Source organism: Pseudoalteromonas sp. APC 3495 (genome assembly GCF_030407645.1).
In the GTDB taxonomy this organism is placed as follows: Bacteria; Pseudomonadota; Gammaproteobacteria; order Enterobacterales; family Alteromonadaceae; genus Pseudoalteromonas; species Pseudoalteromonas tetraodonis.
On the sequence record NZ_JASDDA010000016.1, the window covers coordinates 39,258 to 62,690 of the forward strand.

The window sequence follows — 23,433 nt, forward strand, 5'->3', positions numbered from 1 at the left end:
TACGGCGCTATAATTTACTTCTGCCAGCTAAAGGCTGAAAGCTTACCGCTAAAAACTGCTCTAAACGTAAAAAGCCCCAGCTAATGCCGGGGCTTTTCATAAAACAGACTTAATTAAAAATTAAGCTTGTTTTGGACGTTCAACAACATCTACCAAAGTCCAAGATTTGTTCTTAGAGATTGGAGCGCATTCACGGATAGTAACTACGTCACCCGCTTTTGCAGTGTTATTTTCGTCATGTACGTGTAACTTAGTCGTACGTTTGATGAATTTCCCATAGATTGGGTGCTTCACGTAACGTGCGATAGCAACAGTGAAAGATTTTTCCATCTTGTCGCTGATTACACGGCCTTGAAGAGTACGAATTTTATCGCTCATTATTGACCTGCCTTCTGGTTAATAATTGTTTTTACACGCGCGATATCGCGACGTACTGTTCTTAGCGTGTGTGTCTGAGCTAACTGACCAGTGCTTGCTTGCATGCGCAGGTTAAACTGCTCACGAAGAAGACCTAGAAGTTCAGCATTTAGCTCTTCTACGCTTTTATCTTTTAGTTCGCTTGCTTTCATCACATTACCGTCCGAGTTACGAAAGTTGTTTTGAATGGCAGTTTACGAGCAGCAAGGTTAAACGCTTCACGAGCAAGCTCTTCTGAAACACCTTCCATTTCGTAAAGTACTTTACCAGGCTGAATTTCAGCAACCCAATATTCAACAGAACCTTTACCTTTACCCATACGAACTTCAAGAGGTTTTTCTGTGATCGGCTTGTCAGGGAAGACACGGATCCAGATTTTACCTTGACGTTTCACGTGACGCGTCATAGCACGACGAGCTGCTTCGATTTGACGAGCAGTCATGCGGCCACGACCAGTAGCTTTCAAACCGAAAGTACCGAAGCTTACTTTGTTACCGTTTTGCGCTAGACCACGGTTGCGGCCTTTATGCATTTTACGGAATTTTGTACGTTTTGGCTGTAACATTACTCGCTACCTCTACTTAGCACTTTTTTTGGCTTTCTTTGGTGCGCGTTTAGCTGGCTTCTCTTGCTCTTGTACTAGTGGTAAACCACCAATAACTTCGCCTTTGAAGATCCAAACTTTAACACCAATGATACCGTAAGTGGTTAAGGCTTCAGAAGTTGCGTAGTCGATATCAGCACGAAGAGTATGTAGAGGTACACGACCTTCACGATACCATTCTGAACGTGCGATTTCTGCGCCGCCAAGACGACCGCTAACTTCAACTTTAATCCCTTTAGAACCGATGCGCATTGCATTTTGTACCGAACGCTTCATAGCGCGACGGAACATAACACGACGCTCTAGCTGAGAGGCAATGCCGTCTGCTACTAGTTGTGCATCTAGTTCTGGTTTACGTACTTCAGAAATATTAATCTGAGCAGGTACACCAGCGATTTTAGTTACCGCTTGACGTAATTTTTCTACGTCTTCGCCTTTTTTACCGATAACAACACCCGGACGAGCCGTGTGAATAGTTACTCGGATAGATTTTGCTGGACGCTCAATAACGATTTTAGACACAGAAGCCGCTTTTAATTCCTTAGTAAGGAATGTACGTACTTTGTGATCGCCAAAAAGCTGTGCAGAGAAATCTTTTGAATTCGCGTACCAGGTAGAAACCCAAGGTTTAGATATACCTAGGCGAATACCAGTAGGATGAACTTTTTGTCCCATTACTTATATCTCCTAGCTATCTGAAACCACAACAGTGATGTGGCTTGTACGCTTAAGGATGCGGTCTGCGCGTCCTTTAGCACGTGGCATAATACGTTTCATTGTTGGACCATCGTCCACAAAAATCGTTGTTACACGTAGCTCATCAATGTCAGCACCTTCGTTATGCTCTGCGTTAGCAATAGCAGACTCAAGTACTTTCTTAACTAATACAGCCGCTTTTTTCGGGCTGTACGCCAGGATTTCTAGTGCGCGATCGACAGGTAACCCGCGGATCTGATCTGCAACTAGACGTGCTTTTTGCGCCGAACCAGAGGCGAATTTATGTTTAGCTAATGCTTGCATTTATCTTCCCCTCTTAACGTTTCTTCGCTTTCTTATCCGCAGCATGGCCACGGTAAGTGCGAGTTGGTGCAAATTCACCTAGTTTGTGACCGATCATTTCGTCAGAAACGAAAACTGGTACATGCTGGCGACCATTATGGACAGCAATGGTCAATCCGATCATGTTAGGTATGATCATTGAACGACGGCTCCAAGTTTTAATTGGCTTCTTTTCACCGCTTTCCAAAGCTTTCTCTACCTTCTTCAGCAAGTGTAGGTCTATAAAAGGACCCTTCTTGAGAGAGCGTGGCATGGCTATTCCTCAATATTACTTAGTACGACGACGTACTATAAATTTATCCGTACGCTTGTTCTTACGCGTCTTAGCACCTTTAGTCGGCTTACCCCATGGAGACACAGGATGACGACCACCAGATGTACGACCTTCACCACCACCGTGTGGGTGATCAACCGGGTTCATGGCAACACCACGAACTGTCGGACGAATACCACGCCAGCGATTTGCACCTGCTTTACCAAGTGAACGAAGCATATGCTCAGCATTGCCTACTTCACCTAGTGTCGCACGACAATCAGATTCAACTTTACGAACTTCGCCTGAACGAAGACGTAATGTTACATATTGACCATCACGTGCAAGGATTTGAACGTATGCACCAGCAGAACGTGCAATTTGAGCACCTTTACCTGGTTTAAGTTCTACGTTGTGAACAGTCGAACCTACAGGCATATTACGCATTGGTAATGCATTACCAGGTTTGATTGGTGCATCAACACCAGACTGGATTGCATCGCCAGCTTTTAAGCCTTTTGGTGCGATAATGTAACGACGCTCACCGTCTGCATATAATACAAGAGCGATGTTTGCGCTACGATTTGGATCATATTCTAAACGCTCAACAGTGGCTGGAATACCATCTTTAGTACGTTTAAAATCGATTAAACGGTAATGCTGCTTATGACCACCACCGATATGACGAACCGTAATACGACCATTGTTATTACGACCACCTGATTTAGAGTTTTTCTCTAATAGTGGTGCGTAAGGTTTACCCTTATGTAAATCTGGGTTAACCACTTTAACTAGGTGACGACGACCCGCAGAAGTTGGCTTACACTTTTGAAGTGCCATAATTCTAACTCCCCTTATTACTCGGCGCCGCCGACAAAGTCCAGCTCGCTACCTTCTTTAAGAGTAACGTAAGCTTTCTTCCAGTCGCTACGACGACCGAAACGCATGCCAGTACGTTTTGTTTTACCCTTAACGTTAAGTGTGCGAACACCAGTTACTTCTACTTCAAAAAGCTTCTCAACTGCCGCTTTAACTTCAGCTTTAGTTGCGTCATTTGCTACTTTGAAAACAATCGTGTTGTTTTCTTCAGCAGCGATTGTGCTTTTTTCAGAGATGTGTGGAGCAAGGATCACTTTTAAAAGACGTTCTTCACGGATCATGCTAGCGCCTCCTCAAGTTGCTTAACAGCAGCAGCTGTAATTAGTACCTTGTCGAAAGCAATTAAGCTTACAGGATCGATACCAGCTACATCACGTGTGTCAACCTTGTACAGGTTACGTGCCGATAAGAAAAGATTTTCATCTACTTCTTCAGTCACGATAAGAACATCTTTAAGCTCAAGTTCTTTAAGCTTAGCAACTAGTTCTTTAGTTTTTGGTGCTTCAAGACCAAAACTTTCAACAACGATTAAACGCTCTTGACGAACTAATTCAGATAAGATGCTTTTGATCGCACCGCGGTACATTTTACGGTTTACTTTTTGGCTGTGGTCTTGTGGTTTAGCTGCGAAGCTAACGCCACCTGAACGCCAAATTGGACTACGGATTGTACCAGCACGTGCACGGCCAGTACCTTTTTGAGCCCATGGTTTTTTACCACCACCGCTTACTTCAGAACGTGTCTTCTGAGCACGAGTACCTTGACGAGCACCTGCTGCGTATGCAACAACTACTTGGTGTACTAATGCTTCGTTAAACTCACGTCCAAAAGTAGCTTCAGAAACTTCAAGAGCGCCAGAAGCGTCTTTAATTGCTAATTCCATCACTAAATCTCCAGGACTTATGCTTTAACAGCTGGTTTAACGATAACGTCACCGCCGATAGCGCCAGGTACTGCACCTTTAACTAAAAGCAGGTTACGCTCAGCGTCAACGCGAACTAGTTCAAGGTTCTGAGTTGTTACTTGCTCATTACCCATTTGACCGGCCATTTTCTTACCTTTAAACACCTTACCAGGTGATTGGTTTTGACCGATTGAACCAGGAGCACGGTGAGATAGAGAGTTACCATGTGTAGCGTCTTGCATGCTGAAATTCCAGCGCTTAACACCACCTTGGAAACCTTTACCTTTAGAAGTACCGGTTACGTCAACTTTGTTGATTTCGTTGAATAATTCAACCGTAAGCTCTGCGCCTACTTCAAAATCGCCTTCACCACCATTTAGGCGGAATTCCCACAGACCGCGACCCGCTTCAACACCAGCTTTAGCGAAGTGACCCGCTGTTGCTTTGTTTACACGGCTTGCTTTTTTAGTGCCTGCGGTTACTTGAAGCGCGTTATAACCGTCTGTTGCGTCAGATTTGATCTGAGCAATGCGGTTAGGAGTCGCTTCAATAACTGTCACAGGGATAGATACACCATCTTCAGTGAAGATACGTGTCATACCCACTTTACGACCGACTAGACCTAATGCCATTTTCCTAAAACCTCTCTAATCTTCCGATTAACCCAGGCTGATTTGAACATCAACACCAGCAGCAAGGTCTAAACGCATAAGTGCGTCTACAGTCTTGTCAGTTGGTTCTACGATGTCGATCAGACGTTTATGGGTGCGGATCTCGTACTGATCACGCGCGTCTTTATTAACGTGCGGTGATGTAAGTACAGTAAAACGTTCAAAGCGTGTAGGTAGTGGAATTGGACCACGTACTTGTGCGCCAGTGCGTTTCGCAGTTTCCACGATTTCCGCCGTTGATTGGTCAATCAAACGGTGGTCAAAAGCTTTTAGGCGAATACGAATGCGTTGATTTGACATTCTTAAACCTCAATATAAAGAGCATTTAAAGAGCATAAAAAAACGACCGAAACAATCTTAATAATTAAGATGCCGGTTGTTAGATTATATCTACGTTGAGTTCCAAATCGGAACTCCTGTTTATTAGCTTGAAATCCAAGCTTAATTTATTCTTTCTTGTTCCCGAGGGAATTTTGAAAGCCTGCGTATTATAATGATGCTGGTGATAAATGCAACAACTATTTAGACATAATTGCTTTGCAATTGTCGTTTAAAAAATAGCTAAGTTTATTAATAGTGAACGTAATGGAAGTGATGATGTCACTATAATGTCATAGCTTGTCGATTAATCTGCAGAGGATCTTTGCGATAATATGTTATCCTATGCGCTAATTTTGCTGTTATATACCCATATTGATTTGGGTAACTACTCTCTTATGGTGAGTCAATGCGTATTTTAAATTATGGTTTAAATCTTATCTCTGGTGGTATTAGCCGCTTGTTTGTTAAAAGCAAAGTACTGCCTGAGAAGCCGTTAGAGCAATTTGAGTTAAACCCTAAAAACCCGACCTTTTATATAGTGCGTTTAAATTCACGCTTTGATTTAGCGGCACTCGCGCGCGTATGTAAACGAAATGGCTTGCCCGACCCTACCGAGCAGCAAGTGTTAGGTGACCAAGCGTTAGATCGTTTTATTGGCATTAAAAACCCACCACCGTTATTTGGTAATAAAGAAAAGCCTACCAACGCATTAGATCAGGGCAAGCAAATCATTGAACACTTATTAAATAGTGGCCAAAAAAATGTGCAGGTTGTGCCTGTGACTATTTTATGGGGCAGAGCGCCGGGTAAAGAGAAGCCAGGACTGAGTACTTTACTTTCGCACTCACTTACGCCCAGCTGGTTTAGAAAAATATTTGTTGTACTTTTTTCAGGTAGAGACAACTTTATTCGTTTTAGCCAACCACTCGATTTATCATTATTGGTGAACGAAAAAGCCGATGTAAATGAGCTTCCGCATAAACTACTTCGCGTAGCTAGAGTACACTTTAAGCGCCAGAAGCTGGCTGCCACAGGGCCTAAAATCCCATCTCGAGATCAATTATTTAGCTCACTACTGGCATCCCCAACGATAAAAAAAGCGATTCAAACTGAAGCGTCTGAAAAAAATATTAGCCAAGCCCAAGCGCGACAAAACGCATTAAAGCTTCTTGATGAAATTGCTGCTAATTACAGCGACGCCACCATTCGCGTTGCCGATCGCATATTAACCTGGCTTTGGAACAAGCTGTATAATGGGATTGATATAAAGTACACCGAGCAAATCCATGACCTAACCAACAAAGGCCATGAAATAATCTACATGCCGTGTCATCGTAGTCATATGGATTACTTGCTACTGACCTACTCTATTTACCATCAAGGGCTTGTTCCACCGCATATTGCAGCGGGTATTAACTTAAACTTTTTCCCAGCCGGTGGCATATTCCGCCGCAGTGGCGCGTTTTTTATTCGCCGCTCGTTTGCTGGTAACAAACTTTACTCAGCGGTGTTTAAAGAATACTTAAGCCAGTTATTTATCAAAGGTTACTCGGTAAAGTTTTATACCGAGGGTGGGCGCAGCAGAACGGGACGTTTACTACCCCCTAAAACCGGCATGCTCGCAATGACAATGCAAGCCATGTTGCGCGGTATAGACAGACCTATATCTATTGTGCCGGTATATATTGGTTACGAGCACGTCATGGAAATCAATACCTATTTAAAAGAGCTGGCTGGGAACGATAAAAAAGGCGAGTCGATATTAGGTATTTTTAAAGCGATTAAAAATTTAAAAAACTATGGTCGTGGTTATTTAAACTTTGGCGACCCTATTTCTATCAATCAGTATTTAAATGATAACCAGCCTGACTGGCGTGAATCAATTCATGCAACCGATGTGCAAAAACCACAATGGTTAGGGCCGCAGGTGGCTAATCTTGCTGATCAGGTTATGGTTAAAATTAACAATGCCGCCGCACTTAACTCTGTTAACTTACTGGCGATGATACTGCTGGTAAACGATAAGCAGGCATTGAGTAAGCCAAAGCTGTTAGCTCAGCTTGAGTTTTACTTACGATTGCAACGTGAAGCCAGCTATAGCAGTAAAATAACCGCACCAGATGAAACACCAAAGCAGCTACTTGAACATGCCTTAAAGCTTAATAAGTTTGATGTGATCAGTGATGAGTTTGGCGAAATAATTGCGATAAGCGATAAAGAAAAAACCTTATTCAACTACTACCGTAATAACATTTTACATATTTTTGCGGTACCTAGTTTAGTGGCGCTGCATTTATTTAAGCAACATCAAAGCACCGTAACTCAGTGCCATCAGCTGGTGAAATCTTTTTATCCATTGTTTGCTAAAGAGTGGTACTTGCAAGAGTTAGATGAGAGCTATGTTACTCGTATTTTAACTAACTTTAGTGATCAAGGCTTAATTGCGCTTGATGGTGATAACATTAAAGTGACTCAAAATAACGATAGCTTTGCCAAACTCGAAATGCTCGGTCGTGCATTGAGCTTTACTTTGCAACGTTATGCGATTGTGATTGGCTTTATTCAAACCAGCCAAGGGATTGAAAAAGCAGAGCTTGAACGTGAAAGCTATGTGCTGGCGCAGCGCTTGGGTACGTTACATGGCATTAAAACGCCGGAGTTTTTTGACAAAAAGGTACTCAGTAGCTTTATTTCAAACCTACGCGAACAAAAGCTGATTAGTGAATCAGACAGTGGCTTACAAGGCAGCTCAGCGTTGTGCGAGACTTACAAGCAACTACAAACGCTATTACCGGCACGTATTTGGCAGTCAATAACAGATATTGTGCACGCTCAATGCAAGTAAAATAAAGCCATACCCACTATATTAAAGGTATTCAATATAGTGGGTATTAGGATTAGCGCTGGCGCATTACCCCTTCTTGAATAGTAGAGGCTACCAAGTTTCCTTGGCGGTCAAAAAACTGCCCACGTACCAGCCCTCTTCCTGAGCTCGCGCTTGGACTATCAATAGTATATAAAATCCAATCATCCATTCTAAACGGACGATGAAACCACATAGCATGGTCAATCGTCGCTACTTGCATATTCGGCTGCATAAACGACACGCCATGTGGTTGTAATGCGGTTGGTAAAAATTCAAAGTCGGACGCATACGCTAATAAATAGTTATGAATACGTTGATCGTCAGGCATATCGCCATTGGCTTTAAACCAAATATGTTTTACTGGTTCAATGGCTTCTGGTTTAAAGGGGTTATGAAAATTCACTGGGCGCATTTCAATTGGCATTTCACGAATAAATTTATTACGGATAGCTTCTGGAATATGCTGTGCATTTTCTTGATAAAACTCTAATGAAGAACGTAGCTCTTCAGGGGCAGGAACATCTGGCATGGTCGCTTGATGCGATAACCCTTGTTCATCACCTTGAAACGACGCCGTCATGTAAAAAATAGGCTTACCGTACTGAATCGCGCTAACACGACGCGTACTAAAACTTTTACCATCGCGAATCGTTTCAACGTCATACACTATCGGCTTTGCAGCATCGCCTGGGCGTAAAAAGTAAGAATGTAATGAGTGAACAATTCGCCCCGCTGGCAGTGTTTCTTTGGCTGCTGAAAGCGCTTGCCCCATAACTTGACCGCCAAACACCGCTCTAAAACCTAAGTCTTGGCTTTGTCCTCGGTATAAACCTTGTTCAATTTCTTCAAGTGATAACAACGACAATAAATCATCTAATACTTGGCTCATTATTTCTTCCTCAATCCCCTAATTTCTAAATGATACTATACAATACTGGAAAAATACCAACACACTGAGTGAGGAAAACTAATATGGCTTTTTGGCTATTTAAAACCGAACCCGACGCCTTTTCAATTGATGACTTAAAGTATGCACCTGAACAAACCACGTTATGGGAAGGCGTGCGAAACTACCAAGCGCGTAACTTTATCCGCGATGATGTTAAACAAGGTGATTTAGTGATGATTTATCATTCTAGCTGTAAACAGGTTGGTGTTGCGGGAATAGGAATTGTCACTAAAGCCGCTTACCCTGATCCGACTCAGTTTGATTTAAGTAGCGATTATTATGATGCCAAAGCAACCGTTGAGACCCCCCGTTGGTTTGTGGTGGAAGTAACCTACCATTCTCATCTCAGTAGCATAGTGAGCTTGCAAGCAATTAAGGCAAATGAGTCAGTGACAGACATTGCACTTAAAAAAGGGGGACGTTTATCGGTCATGCCAGTGACCGAAAATGACTGGAATGAAATTTTGAACATGGCTTAATAGTCGCAAAGGTAACATACATTTTGCCATTAAAAAGGCACTCCACCAGCGCAGCATAGCTTGGCTCAATTTCTCTTATGCCCTCAGATTTGCTATGATCTGCGGCTTGTGCGCACTGGAGGAAAAATGAAATTACTATACTGGTTAGATGAATGGTTAACTCTCAGCGATAATGAGAAGCAAGCAAAACTACCTACCTCTGGTGGGGATTTACTCGGTGATGTGTATGTAAAATATCACTTTGTTGATCTCAACAACCCCCTGCTTTTTACTTTTTCACCTGCCGGTACTGATGTAAAAGAGCGTGATTTGAACGAAGACTTTGCACCTTGGGGCTATCATTTAGCACAAAAGCAAAACGTTAATATTATTGCGTTTCAGCATTTGGGTAAAAGTAATTGGTTTCGTAACCGCAATTTAATCTTTTTTATTGAGCAACTATCAACTCTACTCTCTCCTTTTGAAACCAAGCTAGGCTATGGACTTAGTCGTGGCGGCTTTGCTGTGGGTGCATTTGCTAAATTACTCAAACTCGACAAAGTACTGCTTTTCCATCCTGTTAGCACTAAAAACAAACTTATCGCCCCTTGGGATGACCGCTCAAGTACCGACATTGCCCAGCAATATGACTGGCAAGGTGACTACCATGATTTAGATTTAGGGGATGCACAGGGCTACATTATTTACGACCCAACCAACTGCATTGACCGCCAACACGCTAAACGCTATAAGCAGCTCACTCACTTACGCGTATTTGGGATGGGGCACGGCACCCATGCCACTTATTTAAATAAGTTTGGGTTTTATAAACAAGTGGCTATTGATTTTATTGCTAATCAACAAATCGACATTGCACAATTTAGGCTACAAACAAAAACACTGCGTTTAAAAGAGGATTATTATAAAAAACTTAATAAAGCCAATGCTAATTCGCCGCATCGTCAAGCGTTATTAAGTACCGCTCACACTATTTTAATCGACGAAAAAGCAGCGCACGTGCAAGAGCACCAAGAAAAAATTGATATTCAACCTTTAATAGACGTAGCCATTAAGCATCAAGATGAAAATCCAAATGATGCCATTAAACTATTAGAAGTGGCTCAACAGCTAGCGCCAGACGACCCGCTGGTTGAGCATAAGCTGAGACAATTAGAATAAGTAACAAAAGGTACTCATTCTTTACTTTTTCTTGGCGTGCCCTTGCTTGGGCACAATCGAAAAGTAAAGAATCAGCGCTATCCACGAAAAGAAGATAGCGCCGACTAGCCAGCCATTTTTTTCATGGCCTTGGCTACGCTTACTGTTAAGAATTATCATAATAGGGAAAATGTAAGCACATAAAACGATAATTAAAAACGCAATTTCAGTCATTATTTTTCCAAGCTAGGCCAGTCAACTTCATTACTCAATACTCGCTCTTGCGCAATGTAATGCAAAATATCTCCGGCGTTTACTGCATAATCTAAAGGCGGATTTAAATCCATATTTTTTGCACTTAAATTATGAGCCACACCTAACAATATTGCATCATGATCGTACTTAAAGTGATGAAATAATTTACCAAACTCCATGGTTTTTACATTACTAGGGATTTGTAAACTAAACTGCGTATCACCATGCAAGGTTGATAATAGTTCCTCTTGTACACGACTTGAGCCTGGGTCTTGCATTGAGCGCACTAAAATCTCTGCCGATTTAGTACTGCTACACTCTACGTTGTGGCAATGCTCTAATAACATTTCCACTTTCGTTTCATCAAAGAAGTGTGCACTTATGTGACAATCTTCTTTGACTAAACGGCTAATACGCAGTGCGGTGGTAAATGTTTGGTCGTCATCTTGGCCATCAATAATCACTTTATCGGCGTGGCGAATGGCAACGCGTTCTAATTCATCCAAATCGGTGAAACTGGTTAGGCGAGCAAAATCAACATTCTCATTACTTAAAAACGGATGCTCTATTTGTTCAGTAACCGCTAATAAAATACGGCGATCTGTCCGCTTAGTATCAGCCAAAATGTAGTCGATCATTTTTTTGGTACGAGCATTATGCCAACCAAAAATAATAATATGATTGCTACTGTGAGCAAAGTTTTTATCACCAGTCATAGCGCGCCTAATTAAGTAAGTTACTGTTTGTCCTGTTTTACCCAACAAGACACCAAATAAAGCCAAACCAAAAGGTATTTGTATTAATGCGACAATCCATCGACCTAAGTCAGTTGATGGACTTAAATCCCCATACCCTACCGTTGAAGTGGTTACCGTGTAGTAGTAAAAAAAAGTACCCGGTGAAAGCAGTGCCTGCTCATTTGCCACTAACAATAAGCACCAAGTAAGCAGCATATGTAAGGATGTTGCTATTACAACAGACTGCCAACTTACCTGATCAATATGGCTGCGCAACAGCACAACAATACGTTTAAAAATATGATGCATAATTTTTTGTTAATCGATTGATTATTTAAATCATTTAGTAACACGATACTGCACATGATAACACTTAAGCAACGTTTTACTGTAATCGAAATATTCACGGTTCGTTATGAAGAAAAATAAGAGTAAACTATAGTTATAAAGTTATGAGGAAAAATATGGGTCTATTATGTCAGGTGTTTTAGCGTCAGTTGATCAGCGTACTCAGCTTGTAGGCGAAAATCGTTTAGAGTTGCTACTTTTTTATTTGCATAGCCGCCATTTATTTGCACTCAATGTATTTAAAATAAAAGAAGTGGTAAAGCTTCCCCGTTTAAGCAAAATACCGCACTCTCACCCTAAGGTAACCGGTGTAGCCAACATACGCGGTGAATCTATCCCAGTGATTGACCTTCGCCAAGCCATTTCTATGGCTAAAAAAGAATATGGTGAAGATTGTAACCTGGTCATAACTGAATATAACCGCACCACACAAGGTTTTTTAATTGGCAAGGTTGATCAAATCATGAATATGACCTGGTCTGACATTATGCCGCCACCCAGCTCTGTGGGTAAAAATCATTATATTACGGCACTAACTAAAGTGCAGCGTGATGGCCAAGAGCAATTAGTTGAAATTATTGATGTAGAAAAAGTACTCGCTGAAATAGTTGAGTACGAGGTCAATATTACTGATGGGGTGTTGGATGAAACCATCGTAAACGAATTTGCAGGACGCAAAATATTGCACGCCGATGATTCGCCAACAGCACGTAAACAAGTTAGCGATACGTTATCGCAGCTTGGTATCGAAATTATTCCTGCCAGTAACGGCCTAGAAGCCCTACAAATGCTCAAAAGCTGGGCTGATGAAGGGCGCGATGTTGAAAAAGAGCTGCTAATGGTGATTACCGATGCCGAAATGCCTTCGATGGATGGCTATCGCTTAACCTATGAAATACGTAACGACAATCGCTTAAAAAACTTACATGTGGTGCTTAACACGTCCCTGAGTGGTAGCTTCAACCAAGCCATGGTGGAAAAAGTAGGCTGTAATGCATTTTTATCAAAATTTCAGCCCGACTTACTCGTTCAAGAAGTACAAAATCGCTTAAAGCAAGTGCTTGGTGATTCTTAATTGAGCATAACTAGCAAATACCGACCAAGGTAAGTATTTGCTAGCGACACCCCCTCATTAACAACCTTTAAAAAGTCTGCCTTGCTGAGCGTTTATTCAAAGCGGTGTTTGCTAATCCTAAGATTTCATGATTAATTAACAAATAAGTTTTCACTAACTCGTTATTAATTATGCTTAATAAAGTTGCCAGTCCATTTACCAAGCTCGTCGAGCGCTACTTACCCGACCCATTTATATTTGTTATTTTGCTCACCATTATTACTTTAGTCATTGCGAATTTAGCGACCCCTGCAACCACACTTGAGGTAATAACATCATGGGGGAGCGGGTTTTGGAACTTACTAAGCTTTGCCATGCAAATGCTGTTGGTGCTAGTAACAGGCTATATGCTTGCCAGTACCTCTTTAATAAGTATGTTACTAACAAAATTAGCAACGCTTGCTAATACGGCCCCAAAAGCCATTATTTTAGTGACATTTATTTCGCTTTTGGCAAGCTGGCTAAATTGGGGGTTTGGCTTAGTAATTGGTGCTTTATTTGCTAAAGCGATTGCTAATCAGACTCGAGTGGATTATCGGCTGTTAGTGGCAAGTGCCTATTCAGGCTTTGTAGTATGGCACGGCGGATTGGCAGGCTCCGTACCACTAACCATTGCCACCGAAGGGCATTTTTCACAGGCGACTATGGGTATTATTGGCACACAGCAAACCTTATTCGCAGGCTTTAACATTGCGATTCTGATTGGCTTATTTATTATTATGCCGCTGGTTAACCGCTACATGCTACCGAGTGAAAAAGACAGTGTTTATGTTGACCCATCACTGCTTGAAAACACACCACCTGATAAAGTAACAATAACACGCCCTGCTCAGCATTTAGAACAAAGTAAGCTATTAGGTATGGGCATTGGTTTAATCGGACTTGCCTACTTAGGTTATTACTTTTTCATCGCAGGTGGCGGCTTAAACCTCAATAGTGTAATTGCCCTGTTTTTGTTTATGGCAATCACTCTGCATCAAACACCCCATAATGTGCTTAATAGCTTGCAACAAGCGATTCCGAGTGGCGCAGGAATTGTAATTCAGTTCCCTTTTTATGCTGGCATTATGGCGGTCATGGTAGATACTGGACTGGCGCAACAAATATCACAGGGCTTTATAGCCATCGCTGATGCCGATAGCTTGCCATTTTACAGTTTCATTAGTGCAGGACTCGTTAATATGTTTGTGCCCTCAGGTGGCGGACAATGGGCGGTACAAGCGCCTATTGTTATCCCTGCAGCACAAGAGCTTGGTGCAGATATGGCGCGGGTTGCTATGGCTGTGGCGTGGGGAGATGCGTGGACTAATTTAATTCAACCCTTTTGGGCATTGCCGGTATTAGCCATTGCAGGATTAAAAGCTAAAGACATTATGGGCTTTTGCGTGGTACAGCTGATTATTACTGGGGTGTTTATATCCTTGATGTTGAGCTTTTATCCGTAAAGAAAAAAACTTATTAGTAAGCAAAAAAATAAAAAAAGTGATAATACAATGAAAAACTTACCCATATTATGAACTTTCTTTTGATTCTTAAGCTTATAATCTAAAAGCTGATCACCCATCAAGGAAGAGCAGTGAGGACATGTGCACAATGAATTATCATGTAATAAACAGCAACGTTCGCAGCGGCTCTGCTTCCTCTTTTTTAACATTATTGCTAAATTAAACCCAATAGTCATATTAAACCTAAATAGTAAAACTCAATCATATTAAAGCTACTACTTTTTATCTTTCAAAAGATATGTTCGCAACTTTCTATTGAAGTAAATAACAACTAAGACTATGAGCATATAATAAGCAAATTTATATACTTCATCTGTAAAGTGAATATAATTTTCATATAATAAGTTAAGAGAAGACCATATAAAAAAAGTTGCAATTATCTGAATTAAAAGTACTTTATATCTCATTACTTCAAATCAAACCAAGCTACTGCAGCTATGTATACAGCACCAGCAACAAGTGCCCCTTTAACGCCCAACATACCACCAGCAGACATTGCCGAAGATAAATCTTTTGAAGAAAAATCTCCCCAACAATGTTCTGCACATCCACCATTCACTTCTTGAAATTCATTCACGCTTAATTCACGCATTTTATTATACTCCATAAATCCGGTGCTTTTTAGTTAAGTCATCGGGTTGTTAATATGCTCAACCTTACAATTAGGTGTGCGGTTAATAGGCTGGCTTTAGCTGCTCGCTAAAGTTAACTAAAGCTACCCGTCTTTTAGTTGTTTGCATTTAGCAAACTACCAAAATTTTTAAAGTTATTTTTACTGCCCAACATTACGCACTTACTGTTTGCTGTTGCATATTCACCAGCTCTCCACCTTTAAGTTCAAATACTTTATCTGCCATATTAATAGTTTCTTGGCGGTGGGCAATCATAATGCGTGTAATGGGTAAGTGCTGAATTTGCTCGCTTATTTTAGCCTCGTTATCTTTATCTAAATGGCTTGTTGCTTCATCCATAAACAACACGCAGGGCGATTGATATAACGCACGGGCAAGTAATAACCGCTGCACCTGCCCACCCGATAAGTTTGAGCCCATATCACCTACTAACGAATTGTAACCCATGGTCATTTTAGTAATATCATCATGAATAGCAGCATGGTGGGCGCACTGCTCTATTTTTAAATAATTGGGTTGTGGATCAAAAAAGCTGATGTTATCGGCGATTGAACCTGCCAGTAACGTGTCGTCTTGCATTACAGCGGCAATTTGCTTACGGTAATTTTTAAGGCCGAGCTGGGTAATGTCTTTACCATCAAGCAGCACTTTACCTGAGGTAGGTTGCAATAACCCGAGCATCATTTTCATCAAGGTAGTTTTACCCGCACCAGAAGGCCCGGTAATCGCAATAGAATCACCAGCATTGAGCGTTAAATTCACGTTAGTTAAAATGGGCGCTTGCTCTTCACTGTAACTAAAGCAGATATTTTCAAGGGTAAGCTGACCTTTAACATTACCCTCGTCATCACCGGTATAGGCTATTTCACCATCGCGATTGGCTTCTTGTTGAGTTAGGGCAATATCGGCAATACGGTCTAAGTGTAAGCGCATCATTTTAAATTGAATGATTTGCTCAATTAAGTTGGCAAAGCGGCTAGTTAACTGGTTTTTATAGGCAATAAACGCCAGTACCATACCAACAGACAAGCTATTGCTCATAACTAACAATGCCGCAAAGTAAATCACTAATACATTTTCCAGGCCAAATAGCAGTTTATTAAATGAATCAAAACTTATATTTAATCGCCCTAAACGAATTTCGCTGTTTATTACCTCAGCATAACGGTTTTGCCAAATGCCTTGGCGCTGCGATTCATTACCAAACAATTTTATGGTTTGCATACCGCGAATATTTTCTAAAAAGTTGGATTGTTCTTTAGCTGAATTTTGAATCATTTCTTCGGTGGCTTGGTGCAGTGGCCTGTAAAGTGCTAAGCGCACTAAGGTATACAGCACAATTGCCCCTACAACCACCGCAGTGAGTTTCAGTGAATAAATAAGCATCATAATCAATACGGTAATGGCCATGACGCCATCGACTAAGGTTTCTACAAACCCAGTAGTAATGCGTTCTCGTATTTGTGCTAATGAGCCAAAGCGCGAGACAATATCGCCAACATGGCGCGACTCAAAATAATTCATTGGTAGTCGCAATAAGTGCCTGAGCAAGTTCACCCCCATTTGCATATTGAGCAAACTCGAAAGCCGCAAAATCAGCCAACTCCGCACTGCATTAGTCACCACTGAGATAATTGCAATCAGCGCGAACCCCATAGCCAGTACCGTTAATAACGATTCGTCAAAACTAATTAGTACTTCATCCACAACCCACTGCATATAATACGGGGTCATTAAGGCGAATAGTTGTAATACTAATGACAATGCAATCAGTTTTAGCAACCCTGCTTTTAAGCCCTTCATGGTGCTCCAAAGCTGGGTAAACTTCATTCTTGCTTGTTCTTGTTTAGCTTCAAACTTGCTGGTTGGCGTGAGCTCTAAACAAATGCCGGTAAAGTGTTTACTAAACTCTTCCGAGCTTAAACTACGCTTACCCACAGCAGGGTCGTTAATAGCAAATTTAGCTGAAGGCCCTTTACCAGAGACTTTGGTCAGCACCACAAAGTGATTCATATCCCAGTGCAATATACACGGTGTTTGCAGTTTATGGACTTCTTCGATTGGGCATTGCAGCGCACGACTGGCTAGCCCTAAATTATCACCCAGCTCAATCAGCTGCTGTAAGTTCATACCCTTTAGATTCGCCGAAAAGCGCTTACGCATAGCCGGCATATCCAGCCTATGACCGTGATAGCTTGCCACCATTGCCACAGAAGCTAGGCCGCATTCAGCTATTTCGGATTGAAGGATAAGGGGTATGCTATTTTTCAGGCTAAAGTTTAAATCCAAAACACTATCCTAAGTTAAATCACGAATTGAGCAGCTAAGCTATAATAGAAACAACTTCACTATTTGATACATTAAATTAGCTAAAAACACACATAAGATAATAAAAACAATAGTACTAATACTGTTATTCTTTTCAATCTGCTTTTCTAATGCTAAGAATATACAAGTAAATATAAATATCAGATAGTTATCACTTGAATTTTTAATGAAAATGAAGAACACACTCAAAACAAATGTTATTAATGCAATTGATTTCATTCCTACCCCTTATTGATTTAAGGCCCAACCAAAGATTGGACCTTAATTACTTACTCTGTCGCCATTGAATAAAGTGAAGAGCCAATATACCAACCACCTGCAGCAGCAGCGATTACAGGAAAGAAAAATGCTCCTGCCGCGGCGCCAGCGATCGAGCCCGCAACGCCAACAATACCAAGCCCTAAGCCAATCGTATTATCTGCATTTAATGCCCCACCTGTAACGACTTTACATTCTAATTCGTTTAATTCTTTCATTATTTCTGACTCGCATAATATGCAGCACCAGCTGCAACTAGAACCAACCCGCCGGTCATAAACATAGCACCAGCTAATGCGCTAGTCGTAACAAAAGCGGCCCCCCAAGCTCCAGCTCCACCAATCAAACCTGTTGCACCTAGAGATCTTCCTCCACCATTTACTTCTTGAATTTCTTTTACGTTTAATTCACGCATTTTGTTATACTCCATAAATCCGATGCTTTTTAGTTAAGTCATCGGGTTGTTAATATGCTCAACCTTACAATTAGGTGAGCGGTTAATAGGCTGGCTTTAGCTGCTCGCTAAAGTTAACTAAAGCTGGCCGTCTTTTTCGGTTGTTTGCATTTAGCAAACCACCAAAACTTTTAAATTTTCCTTTATTGCTACAATTAACTTACTCGTCCTTTTAGGCTATACAGCGGCTCGAGTAACCATTCAATTAATGTGCGCTGCTCTAGCATAATATCTGCCTCAAACAACATGCCGCTTTTTAGCTCAAATGCTTTACCATAAGCCTGCATTTGTTGCTGGCTAAGTGTTGCTCGCAAGCGGTATACTGGCTCTTGCAGTGCGATAGGCAAGCGTATTTCGTTTGGGGTAATGAGCGCCTTATCAATCCGGCTAATTTTGCTGTTAATAAAACCAAAGCGTTGATAAGGAAAGGCATCAAATCGCAAACGCGTATCGTTACCAAGCGCAATAAAACCTGCTGAACGTGTAGGTAATAGTAATTCAGCCACTAATTCTGAACCTTCGGGAATAATATGCAGTAGCGGTTTGGCTTGGGTGAGTGTTTCACCTTCCACCACTTGAATACCCGTGACTGTACCGCTATTACTTGCGGTGACGGTGTATTGATAGTTACTTTTAATTTGCGTAAGTTGGTTTTGAACATCCGCTTGTTGGCGTTTAAGACTATTTATACGCAACGTGTATTGCTGGGGCACGTTGGCAATATTAAAGCTTAGTTGGCTTAACTGGTTTTCTTGCTGCATCAGCAAGCGTGCTAGGTTTTGTTTTTCTTGCTTAGCATCCAACAGGGCTTGCTGTTGTTGCTCACGCTCAATATTTGATAAAAAGCCATTTTTATTAAGCTGGTTAAGGTTACTTTGTTGGCGGTTAAGTAGCGCTAGTTTTTCATCAGTAAGTTTAAGTTGGCTTTGTAATGCAGCTTGCTCATTAGTTAGTGCACGTTTTTGTGCCTGCAAGTTAAGTGACTCTTGCTTTTGTAGGGTGTGGTTTTGTGTAATTTCGTCATTAAGTAGTTGTATTTGCATACTTAGCTGTTCAACTAGCTGGGTACTCAAGGCTATGCCTTGGCTGTTATTTTGCTGCACAATGATGGTCGCCAACGGCTGACCTTTATTAACGGCATCACCCTCTTGTACAAATAGCTGCTCAATCATACCACCTTGATTAGCAAAGCTTTGGATAACCCCTTTATTAGGCATTAAAAAACCGCGCACGGTTTCTTTGCGTGAGTATTCTGCAGTGAATAAAAAGGTAATAACTGTGACAGCCACACAGGCCAAAATAAGCACAGTTAATTTTATTGATAGAGGTTGTATGAGGGTAATCGCCCCCGTTAAACGCTCACTTTGCTGAGCGATAGCTTCCTTTCTAAATAACATCCCTGAACAATCCCTGAACAACCCTGATATCGGAACACTACATCTTCAGTTACAAAAAAACAACAACAAACATACAAAAACCTTTAAAAACAGCAACAACCGAACAAAAAAAACAGCACAGTGCACATTTTTTAAACTTTCCATGCTGTTTTTTGTCGTTAGCTCGATAAAATTTTCATTGGCAAACTCAGTATTGGATTGTCAGAGTCAGCAAAATGCATCATCACTGCTACATGACCTGCAACCACCAGCGCATACATGACCGCTGAAAAGCCTTGGCCATATTTATCTAATGGCAATAAATGCGAATAATGACGGCCGCGCCATTCAAACACAATTTCCAGCGCCCCAACAAACAAAAAGAACACTAATAACATTAAACCAAAGGTGTAACTTAGCCATAAGCCAAATAACACTCCCAATAAACATACACTCAGCCCCACCCACGATCGCATTGAAAAGCTAATGCTTTTTAGTACATGCCCGCCATCAAGCGGTAAAATAGGCAGTAAATTGAATAAATTAAGCAGTGCACTAAGCACTGCAACACCGGCAAATATTTCCATTTCTGTAGCGTAATAAAACACTACACCTAGCACTGAGGTAAACAAACCAAAGGCAGGGCCCATTAGTGAGATCACCACATCTTGCCAGCGCGTAGTTATTTTATCGTCGCTAACGGCTAACCCGCCTACAAAAGGAATTAAATAAATGCCTTTGGTTTTTATCCCAAAATACTTCATAGCTCGTACGTGGCCATATTCATGTACCACCAAGCAAGCAATCAGCATTAACGCAAATTCAATGGTAAACAGCCAAGCATAACCGGCCACCGAGGCGCTCGCTAGCGCCACTTTAACCACCTTAGCACTTTTAAATAACTTAAAGCCTAGCGCCGCAAGTCCCAAAAAGCCTTTTTTAGATTCGCCTTGCGCCGCCACAGGTAAAGCCAGCTGAGTGGCAAACTGATTATCTACAAATAGCGCAATACTCTGTTGGTTAACGTCACTGCTATCAATACCAATTAGCTGCTCATCAAGCATAAACTCAACATAGTTTTCACGTGGATTTTCAAATGCAATCGCTTGCTGATCATGAAATATTTTTACAATTTGTTGCTTATCTAGCATAAGCGTAAACGGTTGTTCGGCTAGATTCAGATCGATTTTTATCATTGTTATATCAGTTCGCTTAATTAGGGGCGCTATTTTGAGGCAGAAAAATCCAGTCGATAGCAAGGCAAAAACTTCGTTATTTAGTTGCTTTAAAGAAGAATTTTTTAACGCAGCTCGCGTCTGACTTGCTCCCTCAAAATGATTAAGTATTATTGCGGCTTGGTATTATAACCATTATAAATTATGGCGCTAGTATACCTACCCACCTAAAAAACACGAGCAAGATAGAATAATTTGTCGATTGGATTTTGCTGATATTTAAAATTTAAAACAGCAATAAATACTGACAAAAACAATTCAAGCGACTATTTTTAAAACAGAAGGATATAAATTACGACTGTTAAGTTAAGGACAACAATGCGCACAAAATTACCAAACATACTCGTTGTCGATGACTCAAAAGCCATTTTGATTGTCATGAAAGCTATTTTTAATGAACTCGAAATGTCGCAAACCACAACCACCTGCTTAAACCCAGTTAAAGCACTTGAAAAAGTAAAAGCTGATATAAACTATTTTGATGCCATATTTACCGATCTAAATATGCCAGAAATGGATGGCATGGAGCTGATCCGTAACTTAGGTGAAATAGGCTATTGCGGTGCAATTGTTATTATTTCTGAAATGGACCCTAAAATAATCAGCCTAGCCGCTGACCTCGCTAAACAGCACAATGTGCATTTAATTGGCAACCTATCTAAGCCTGTGCAACTCAATCAGGTAAATACGTTACTTACCAAAATCGCTCAGTTAAACAGCCACACACTTGTAAAAGAGCGCCCAATCACTAAAGAAAAACTAATTAACGCATTAAAAAATAATGAAATAACACCTTACTATCAACCTAAAATAAATATAAACACCAATCAAATACAAAGTGTTGAAGTGCTGGCTCGCATTGTATCAAGTAAAGACGAGCGAGTTATTTTACCAAGCCGTTTTATCAGCCTGGCTGAGCAATGCGATTTAATCAATGACATTACGTTTACGCTATTTGAAAAAGCCTGTGGTGACATCAAGCAACTAAAAGAGCAGCTGGGTACAAATTTGAAATTGTCATTTAACTTATCGCCGTGTCAGTTAGATGATTTAAACAGCCCCAATAAGTTATTACAGCTTCTACAAAAACATGATGTTTTACCTAGTGATGTGGTGCTTGAAATAACCGAGCAGCATGCCCTTTCAAGCTACACTCAACTCGAAACCTTAAATAGATTAAGAATATTCGGCTTTGGTATTTCACTCGATGACTTTGGCACTGGTTTTACTAATATTAACCAACTGAAACAGCTGCCATTTACAGAAGTAAAAATAGATCGCTCTTTTATTAGCCACATAGAAACCGATAAGTTTTCTCAAGTGGTAGTCAGTTCACTAATTAATATGACAACCCAAGAGCAGCTTGAATTAGTGGCCGAAGGGGTTGAGCGCCCCGAAGAGCTGGCCTACCTCAAGCATTATCAAACAAATTTAGCTATACAGGGCTTTTTATTTAGTTGCCCAAAAGCAAAAGCTGAATTTATCTCGTGGGCCCAACACTGGATAAAAACAGCTGCTAAAACAAAAAACAGCTAACGAGATTCATTATCGTCGGCGCTGACGATATGCTCACTATCAGCTAAACGCTGGTGCCAACGCTGCTTTGCTACGGCGCGCATATTGGTTGATTGATCTCGCTCATCCACAATTTCTAAGCCCATTAACGCTTCTATCATATCCTCGAGCGTTACAATTCCTTGCACATCACCGTATTCGTCAATCACTAAGCAAATGTGGGTACGTTGGGTGAGCAATGTTTGTAATAGCGACGATACATTTTGGGTGCTCGGTACCGTATAGATAGGTTTAACTAACTTACTAATTTTGTAATCTGTGCCTAACCGATGATATGCCAACATAATATCGTTTTTATGTACAAAGCCTATGATATCGTCAGCGTCTTTGTCATAAATTAGCACTCGAGAGAATGACGACGAACCGTGTTCACTCAAGTATTGATTAACGGTAAGATCTTTATGGATTTTAAAAATGACCGTACGCGGTGTCATTAAATCGGTTAGTTTTGCATGCCTAAAGTGCAGCAAGTTACGAATGATTTCTGATTCATCAGCATGAAGCGCCCCAGACTCACTACCAATGTCGGCCATTGCTTCTATTTCTTGGCGAATATAATAGGCCTCATTATGCTTTTGACCCATCAAATTAGTTAGCTTTTGTGCTGCCCAAACAAAAGGCTTAAGGACTAGTACCAAAATACGTAAACCATAAGTCACACTAGGCGTTAAAGCACGCCAATAATTAGCCCCCAGCGTTTTAGGAATAATTTCAGATAACACCAGTACCAATAAAGTCATAATCGCAGACGCAATCCCCACAGCCGCATCTGAAAACACCACGGCAGCCTGTGCGCCCACGCCCGCAGCACCAGCAGTATGTGCAACAGTATTAAGTGTTAAAATAGCCGCTAATGGCTGATCGATATTACTTTTTAGCTTCTCTAGTTGCTTAGCCAGTACTGGCCGCTCTTTACGAAGCAGCGCAACATAACTAGGTGAAATGCTCAATAGCACCGCTTCCATGACAGAACATAGAAACGAAATCACAATCGCTGTAACCATGTAAACGATTAATAGTGTCACTTTTTTTCCTCTAAATTGGATATATGAGCATCATAACAATACATGCTATATT

Annotated in this window: 27 protein-coding genes; 6 read left to right on the forward strand and 21 right to left on the reverse strand. The window is 41.1% G+C overall.

Translation table 11 applies throughout. The features are described 5' to 3' along the window. Positions 1–120 precede the first annotated feature (120 nt). The 11 genes from rpsQ to rpsJ are packed head-to-tail and all read right to left on the reverse strand — an operon-like array spanning position 121 to position 5,087. Positions 121–378, reverse strand: coding sequence for a 30S ribosomal protein S17 (gene rpsQ, locus QL984_RS08650; protein ID WP_013463780.1), 258 nt, complete (start codon positions 376–378; stop codon positions 121–123). Then, positions 378–569, reverse strand: coding sequence for a 50S ribosomal protein L29 (gene rpmC / locus QL984_RS08655; protein WP_004588692.1), 192 nt, complete (start codon positions 567–569; stop codon positions 378–380). Before rpmC ends, rpsQ begins: the two co-directional genes overlap by 1 nt. Beyond that, a complete protein-coding gene (rplP, locus tag QL984_RS08660) occupies positions 569–982 on the reverse strand; it encodes a 50S ribosomal protein L16 (protein ID WP_008108352.1) in 414 nt (137 codons plus the stop codon). The genes rpmC and rplP overlap by 1 nt, the downstream gene beginning before the upstream one ends. Positions 983–994: 12 nt before the next feature. Further along, positions 995–1,696 (reverse strand): 30S ribosomal protein S3, encoded by a 702-nt coding sequence (gene rpsC, locus QL984_RS08665; RefSeq protein ID WP_008108350.1) that lies wholly within the window; start codon positions 1,694–1,696, stop codon positions 995–997. A 12-nt stretch (positions 1,697–1,708) separates the two neighbouring features. Next, positions 1,709–2,041, reverse strand: coding sequence for a 50S ribosomal protein L22 (gene rplV / locus QL984_RS08670; protein WP_004588690.1), 333 nt, complete (start codon positions 2,039–2,041; stop codon positions 1,709–1,711). Between the two features lie 13 nt (positions 2,042–2,054). Then, positions 2,055–2,333 carry a 30S ribosomal protein S19 gene (gene rpsS, locus QL984_RS08675; RefSeq protein WP_004588689.1) on the reverse strand — a complete coding sequence of 93 codons (279 nt, stop codon included), beginning with the start codon at positions 2,331–2,333 and terminating at the stop codon, positions 2,055–2,057. A gap of 15 nt (positions 2,334–2,348) precedes the next feature. Next, positions 2,349–3,173 carry a 50S ribosomal protein L2 gene (gene rplB, locus QL984_RS08680; RefSeq protein WP_007376192.1) on the reverse strand — a complete coding sequence of 275 codons (825 nt, stop codon included), beginning with the start codon at positions 3,171–3,173 and terminating at the stop codon, positions 2,349–2,351. 17 nt (positions 3,174–3,190) lie between these two features. Next, positions 3,191–3,493, reverse strand: a complete 303-nt coding sequence (gene rplW / locus QL984_RS08685; RefSeq protein WP_008108343.1) for a 50S ribosomal protein L23 — start codon at positions 3,491–3,493, stop codon at positions 3,191–3,193. Further along, positions 3,490–4,095: a 50S ribosomal protein L4 gene (gene rplD / locus QL984_RS08690; RefSeq protein WP_008108340.1), complete on the reverse strand. Its 606-nt coding sequence runs from the start codon at positions 4,093–4,095 to the stop codon at positions 3,490–3,492. Before rplD ends, rplW begins: the two co-directional genes overlap by 4 nt. Before the next feature lie 17 nt (positions 4,096–4,112). After that, positions 4,113–4,748, reverse strand: coding sequence for a 50S ribosomal protein L3 (gene rplC / locus QL984_RS08695; protein WP_008108338.1), 636 nt, complete (start codon positions 4,746–4,748; stop codon positions 4,113–4,115). A gap of 27 nt (positions 4,749–4,775) precedes the next feature. Continuing rightward, positions 4,776–5,087 (reverse strand): 30S ribosomal protein S10, encoded by a 312-nt coding sequence (gene rpsJ / locus QL984_RS08700; protein WP_002957900.1) that lies wholly within the window; start codon positions 5,085–5,087, stop codon positions 4,776–4,778. 427 nt (positions 5,088–5,514) lie between these two features. Here rpsJ and plsB point away from each other — a divergent pair, with 427 nt between their 5' ends. After that, positions 5,515–7,953: a glycerol-3-phosphate 1-O-acyltransferase PlsB gene (plsB, locus tag QL984_RS08705; protein WP_138764742.1), complete on the forward strand. Its 2,439-nt coding sequence runs from the start codon at positions 5,515–5,517 to the stop codon at positions 7,951–7,953. A 52-nt stretch (positions 7,954–8,005) separates the two neighbouring features. Here plsB and tesB read toward each other — a convergent pair whose 3' ends face one another. Continuing rightward, entirely contained in the window at positions 8,006–8,863 is an 858-nt protein-coding gene (tesB, locus tag QL984_RS08710; protein WP_013463778.1) for an acyl-CoA thioesterase II, read from the reverse strand. A gap of 83 nt (positions 8,864–8,946) precedes the next feature. Here tesB and QL984_RS08715 point away from each other — a divergent pair, with 83 nt between their 5' ends. Further along, positions 8,947–9,402 carry an EVE domain-containing protein gene (locus QL984_RS08715; RefSeq protein WP_013463777.1) on the forward strand — a complete coding sequence of 152 codons (456 nt, stop codon included), beginning with the start codon at positions 8,947–8,949 and terminating at the stop codon, positions 9,400–9,402. Between the two features lie 126 nt (positions 9,403–9,528). Beyond that, positions 9,529–10,560, forward strand: a complete 1,032-nt coding sequence (locus QL984_RS08720; RefSeq protein WP_013463776.1) for a hypothetical protein — start codon at positions 9,529–9,531, stop codon at positions 10,558–10,560. A gap of 21 nt (positions 10,561–10,581) precedes the next feature. Here QL984_RS08720 and QL984_RS08725 read toward each other — a convergent pair whose 3' ends face one another. Beyond that, on the reverse strand, positions 10,582–10,773 hold the full coding sequence (locus tag QL984_RS08725) for a hypothetical protein (protein ID WP_013463775.1): 192 nt from the start codon (positions 10,771–10,773) through the stop codon (positions 10,582–10,584). Beyond that, positions 10,773–11,840, reverse strand: coding sequence for a potassium channel family protein (locus QL984_RS08730; protein ID WP_013463774.1), 1,068 nt, complete (start codon positions 11,838–11,840; stop codon positions 10,773–10,775). The genes QL984_RS08725 and QL984_RS08730 overlap by 1 nt, the downstream gene beginning before the upstream one ends. Before the next feature lie 166 nt (positions 11,841–12,006). Between QL984_RS08730 and QL984_RS08735 the strand changes: the two genes are divergently transcribed. After that, entirely contained in the window at positions 12,007–12,954 is a 948-nt protein-coding gene (locus QL984_RS08735) for a chemotaxis protein CheV (protein WP_013463773.1), read from the forward strand. Positions 12,955–13,124: 170 nt separating this feature from the next. Then, a complete protein-coding gene (locus QL984_RS08740) occupies positions 13,125–14,438 on the forward strand; it encodes a TIGR00366 family protein (RefSeq protein WP_013463772.1) in 1,314 nt (437 codons plus the stop codon). A 466-nt stretch (positions 14,439–14,904) separates the two neighbouring features. On the opposite strand, the gene QL984_RS08745 is transcribed toward QL984_RS08740, so the two are convergent. From QL984_RS08745 to QL984_RS08770, 6 genes are all read right to left on the reverse strand, one after another. Next, the gene (locus tag QL984_RS08745; protein ID WP_013463771.1) at positions 14,905–15,090 is read right to left on the reverse strand and encodes a hypothetical protein; all 186 of its coding nucleotides are present in this window, start codon (positions 15,088–15,090) and stop codon (positions 14,905–14,907) included. A gap of 193 nt (positions 15,091–15,283) precedes the next feature. Beyond that, positions 15,284–17,419 (reverse strand): peptidase domain-containing ABC transporter, encoded by a 2,136-nt coding sequence (locus tag QL984_RS08750; RefSeq protein WP_076916056.1) that lies wholly within the window; start codon positions 17,417–17,419, stop codon positions 15,284–15,286. 308 nt (positions 17,420–17,727) lie between these two features. Further along, complete coding sequence (locus QL984_RS08755) at positions 17,728–17,934, reverse strand: hypothetical protein (protein WP_013463769.1); 207 nt, start codon at positions 17,932–17,934, stop codon at positions 17,728–17,730. Beyond that, entirely contained in the window at positions 17,934–18,131 is a 198-nt protein-coding gene (locus QL984_RS08760; protein WP_013463768.1) for a hypothetical protein, read from the reverse strand. The genes QL984_RS08755 and QL984_RS08760 overlap by 1 nt, the downstream gene beginning before the upstream one ends. A 194-nt stretch (positions 18,132–18,325) precedes the next feature. Continuing rightward, positions 18,326–19,567, reverse strand: a complete 1,242-nt coding sequence (locus QL984_RS08765) for an HlyD family efflux transporter periplasmic adaptor subunit (RefSeq protein ID WP_016900067.1) — start codon at positions 19,565–19,567, stop codon at positions 18,326–18,328. Positions 19,568–19,725: 158 nt separating this feature from the next. Then, complete coding sequence (locus QL984_RS08770) at positions 19,726–20,742, reverse strand: site-2 protease family protein (protein WP_138764741.1); 1,017 nt, start codon at positions 20,740–20,742, stop codon at positions 19,726–19,728. A gap of 357 nt (positions 20,743–21,099) precedes the next feature. Between QL984_RS08770 and QL984_RS08775 the strand changes: the two genes are divergently transcribed. Beyond that, a complete protein-coding gene (locus tag QL984_RS08775; protein ID WP_013463766.1) occupies positions 21,100–22,317 on the forward strand; it encodes an EAL domain-containing response regulator in 1,218 nt (405 codons plus the stop codon). On the opposite strand, the gene QL984_RS08780 is transcribed toward QL984_RS08775, so the two are convergent. Further along, positions 22,314–23,381: a hemolysin family protein gene (locus QL984_RS08780; protein ID WP_028835911.1), complete on the reverse strand. Its 1,068-nt coding sequence runs from the start codon at positions 23,379–23,381 to the stop codon at positions 22,314–22,316. The two genes, QL984_RS08775 and QL984_RS08780, sit on opposite strands and share 4 nt — an antisense overlap. Between the last annotated feature and the right edge of the window lie 52 nt (positions 23,382–23,433).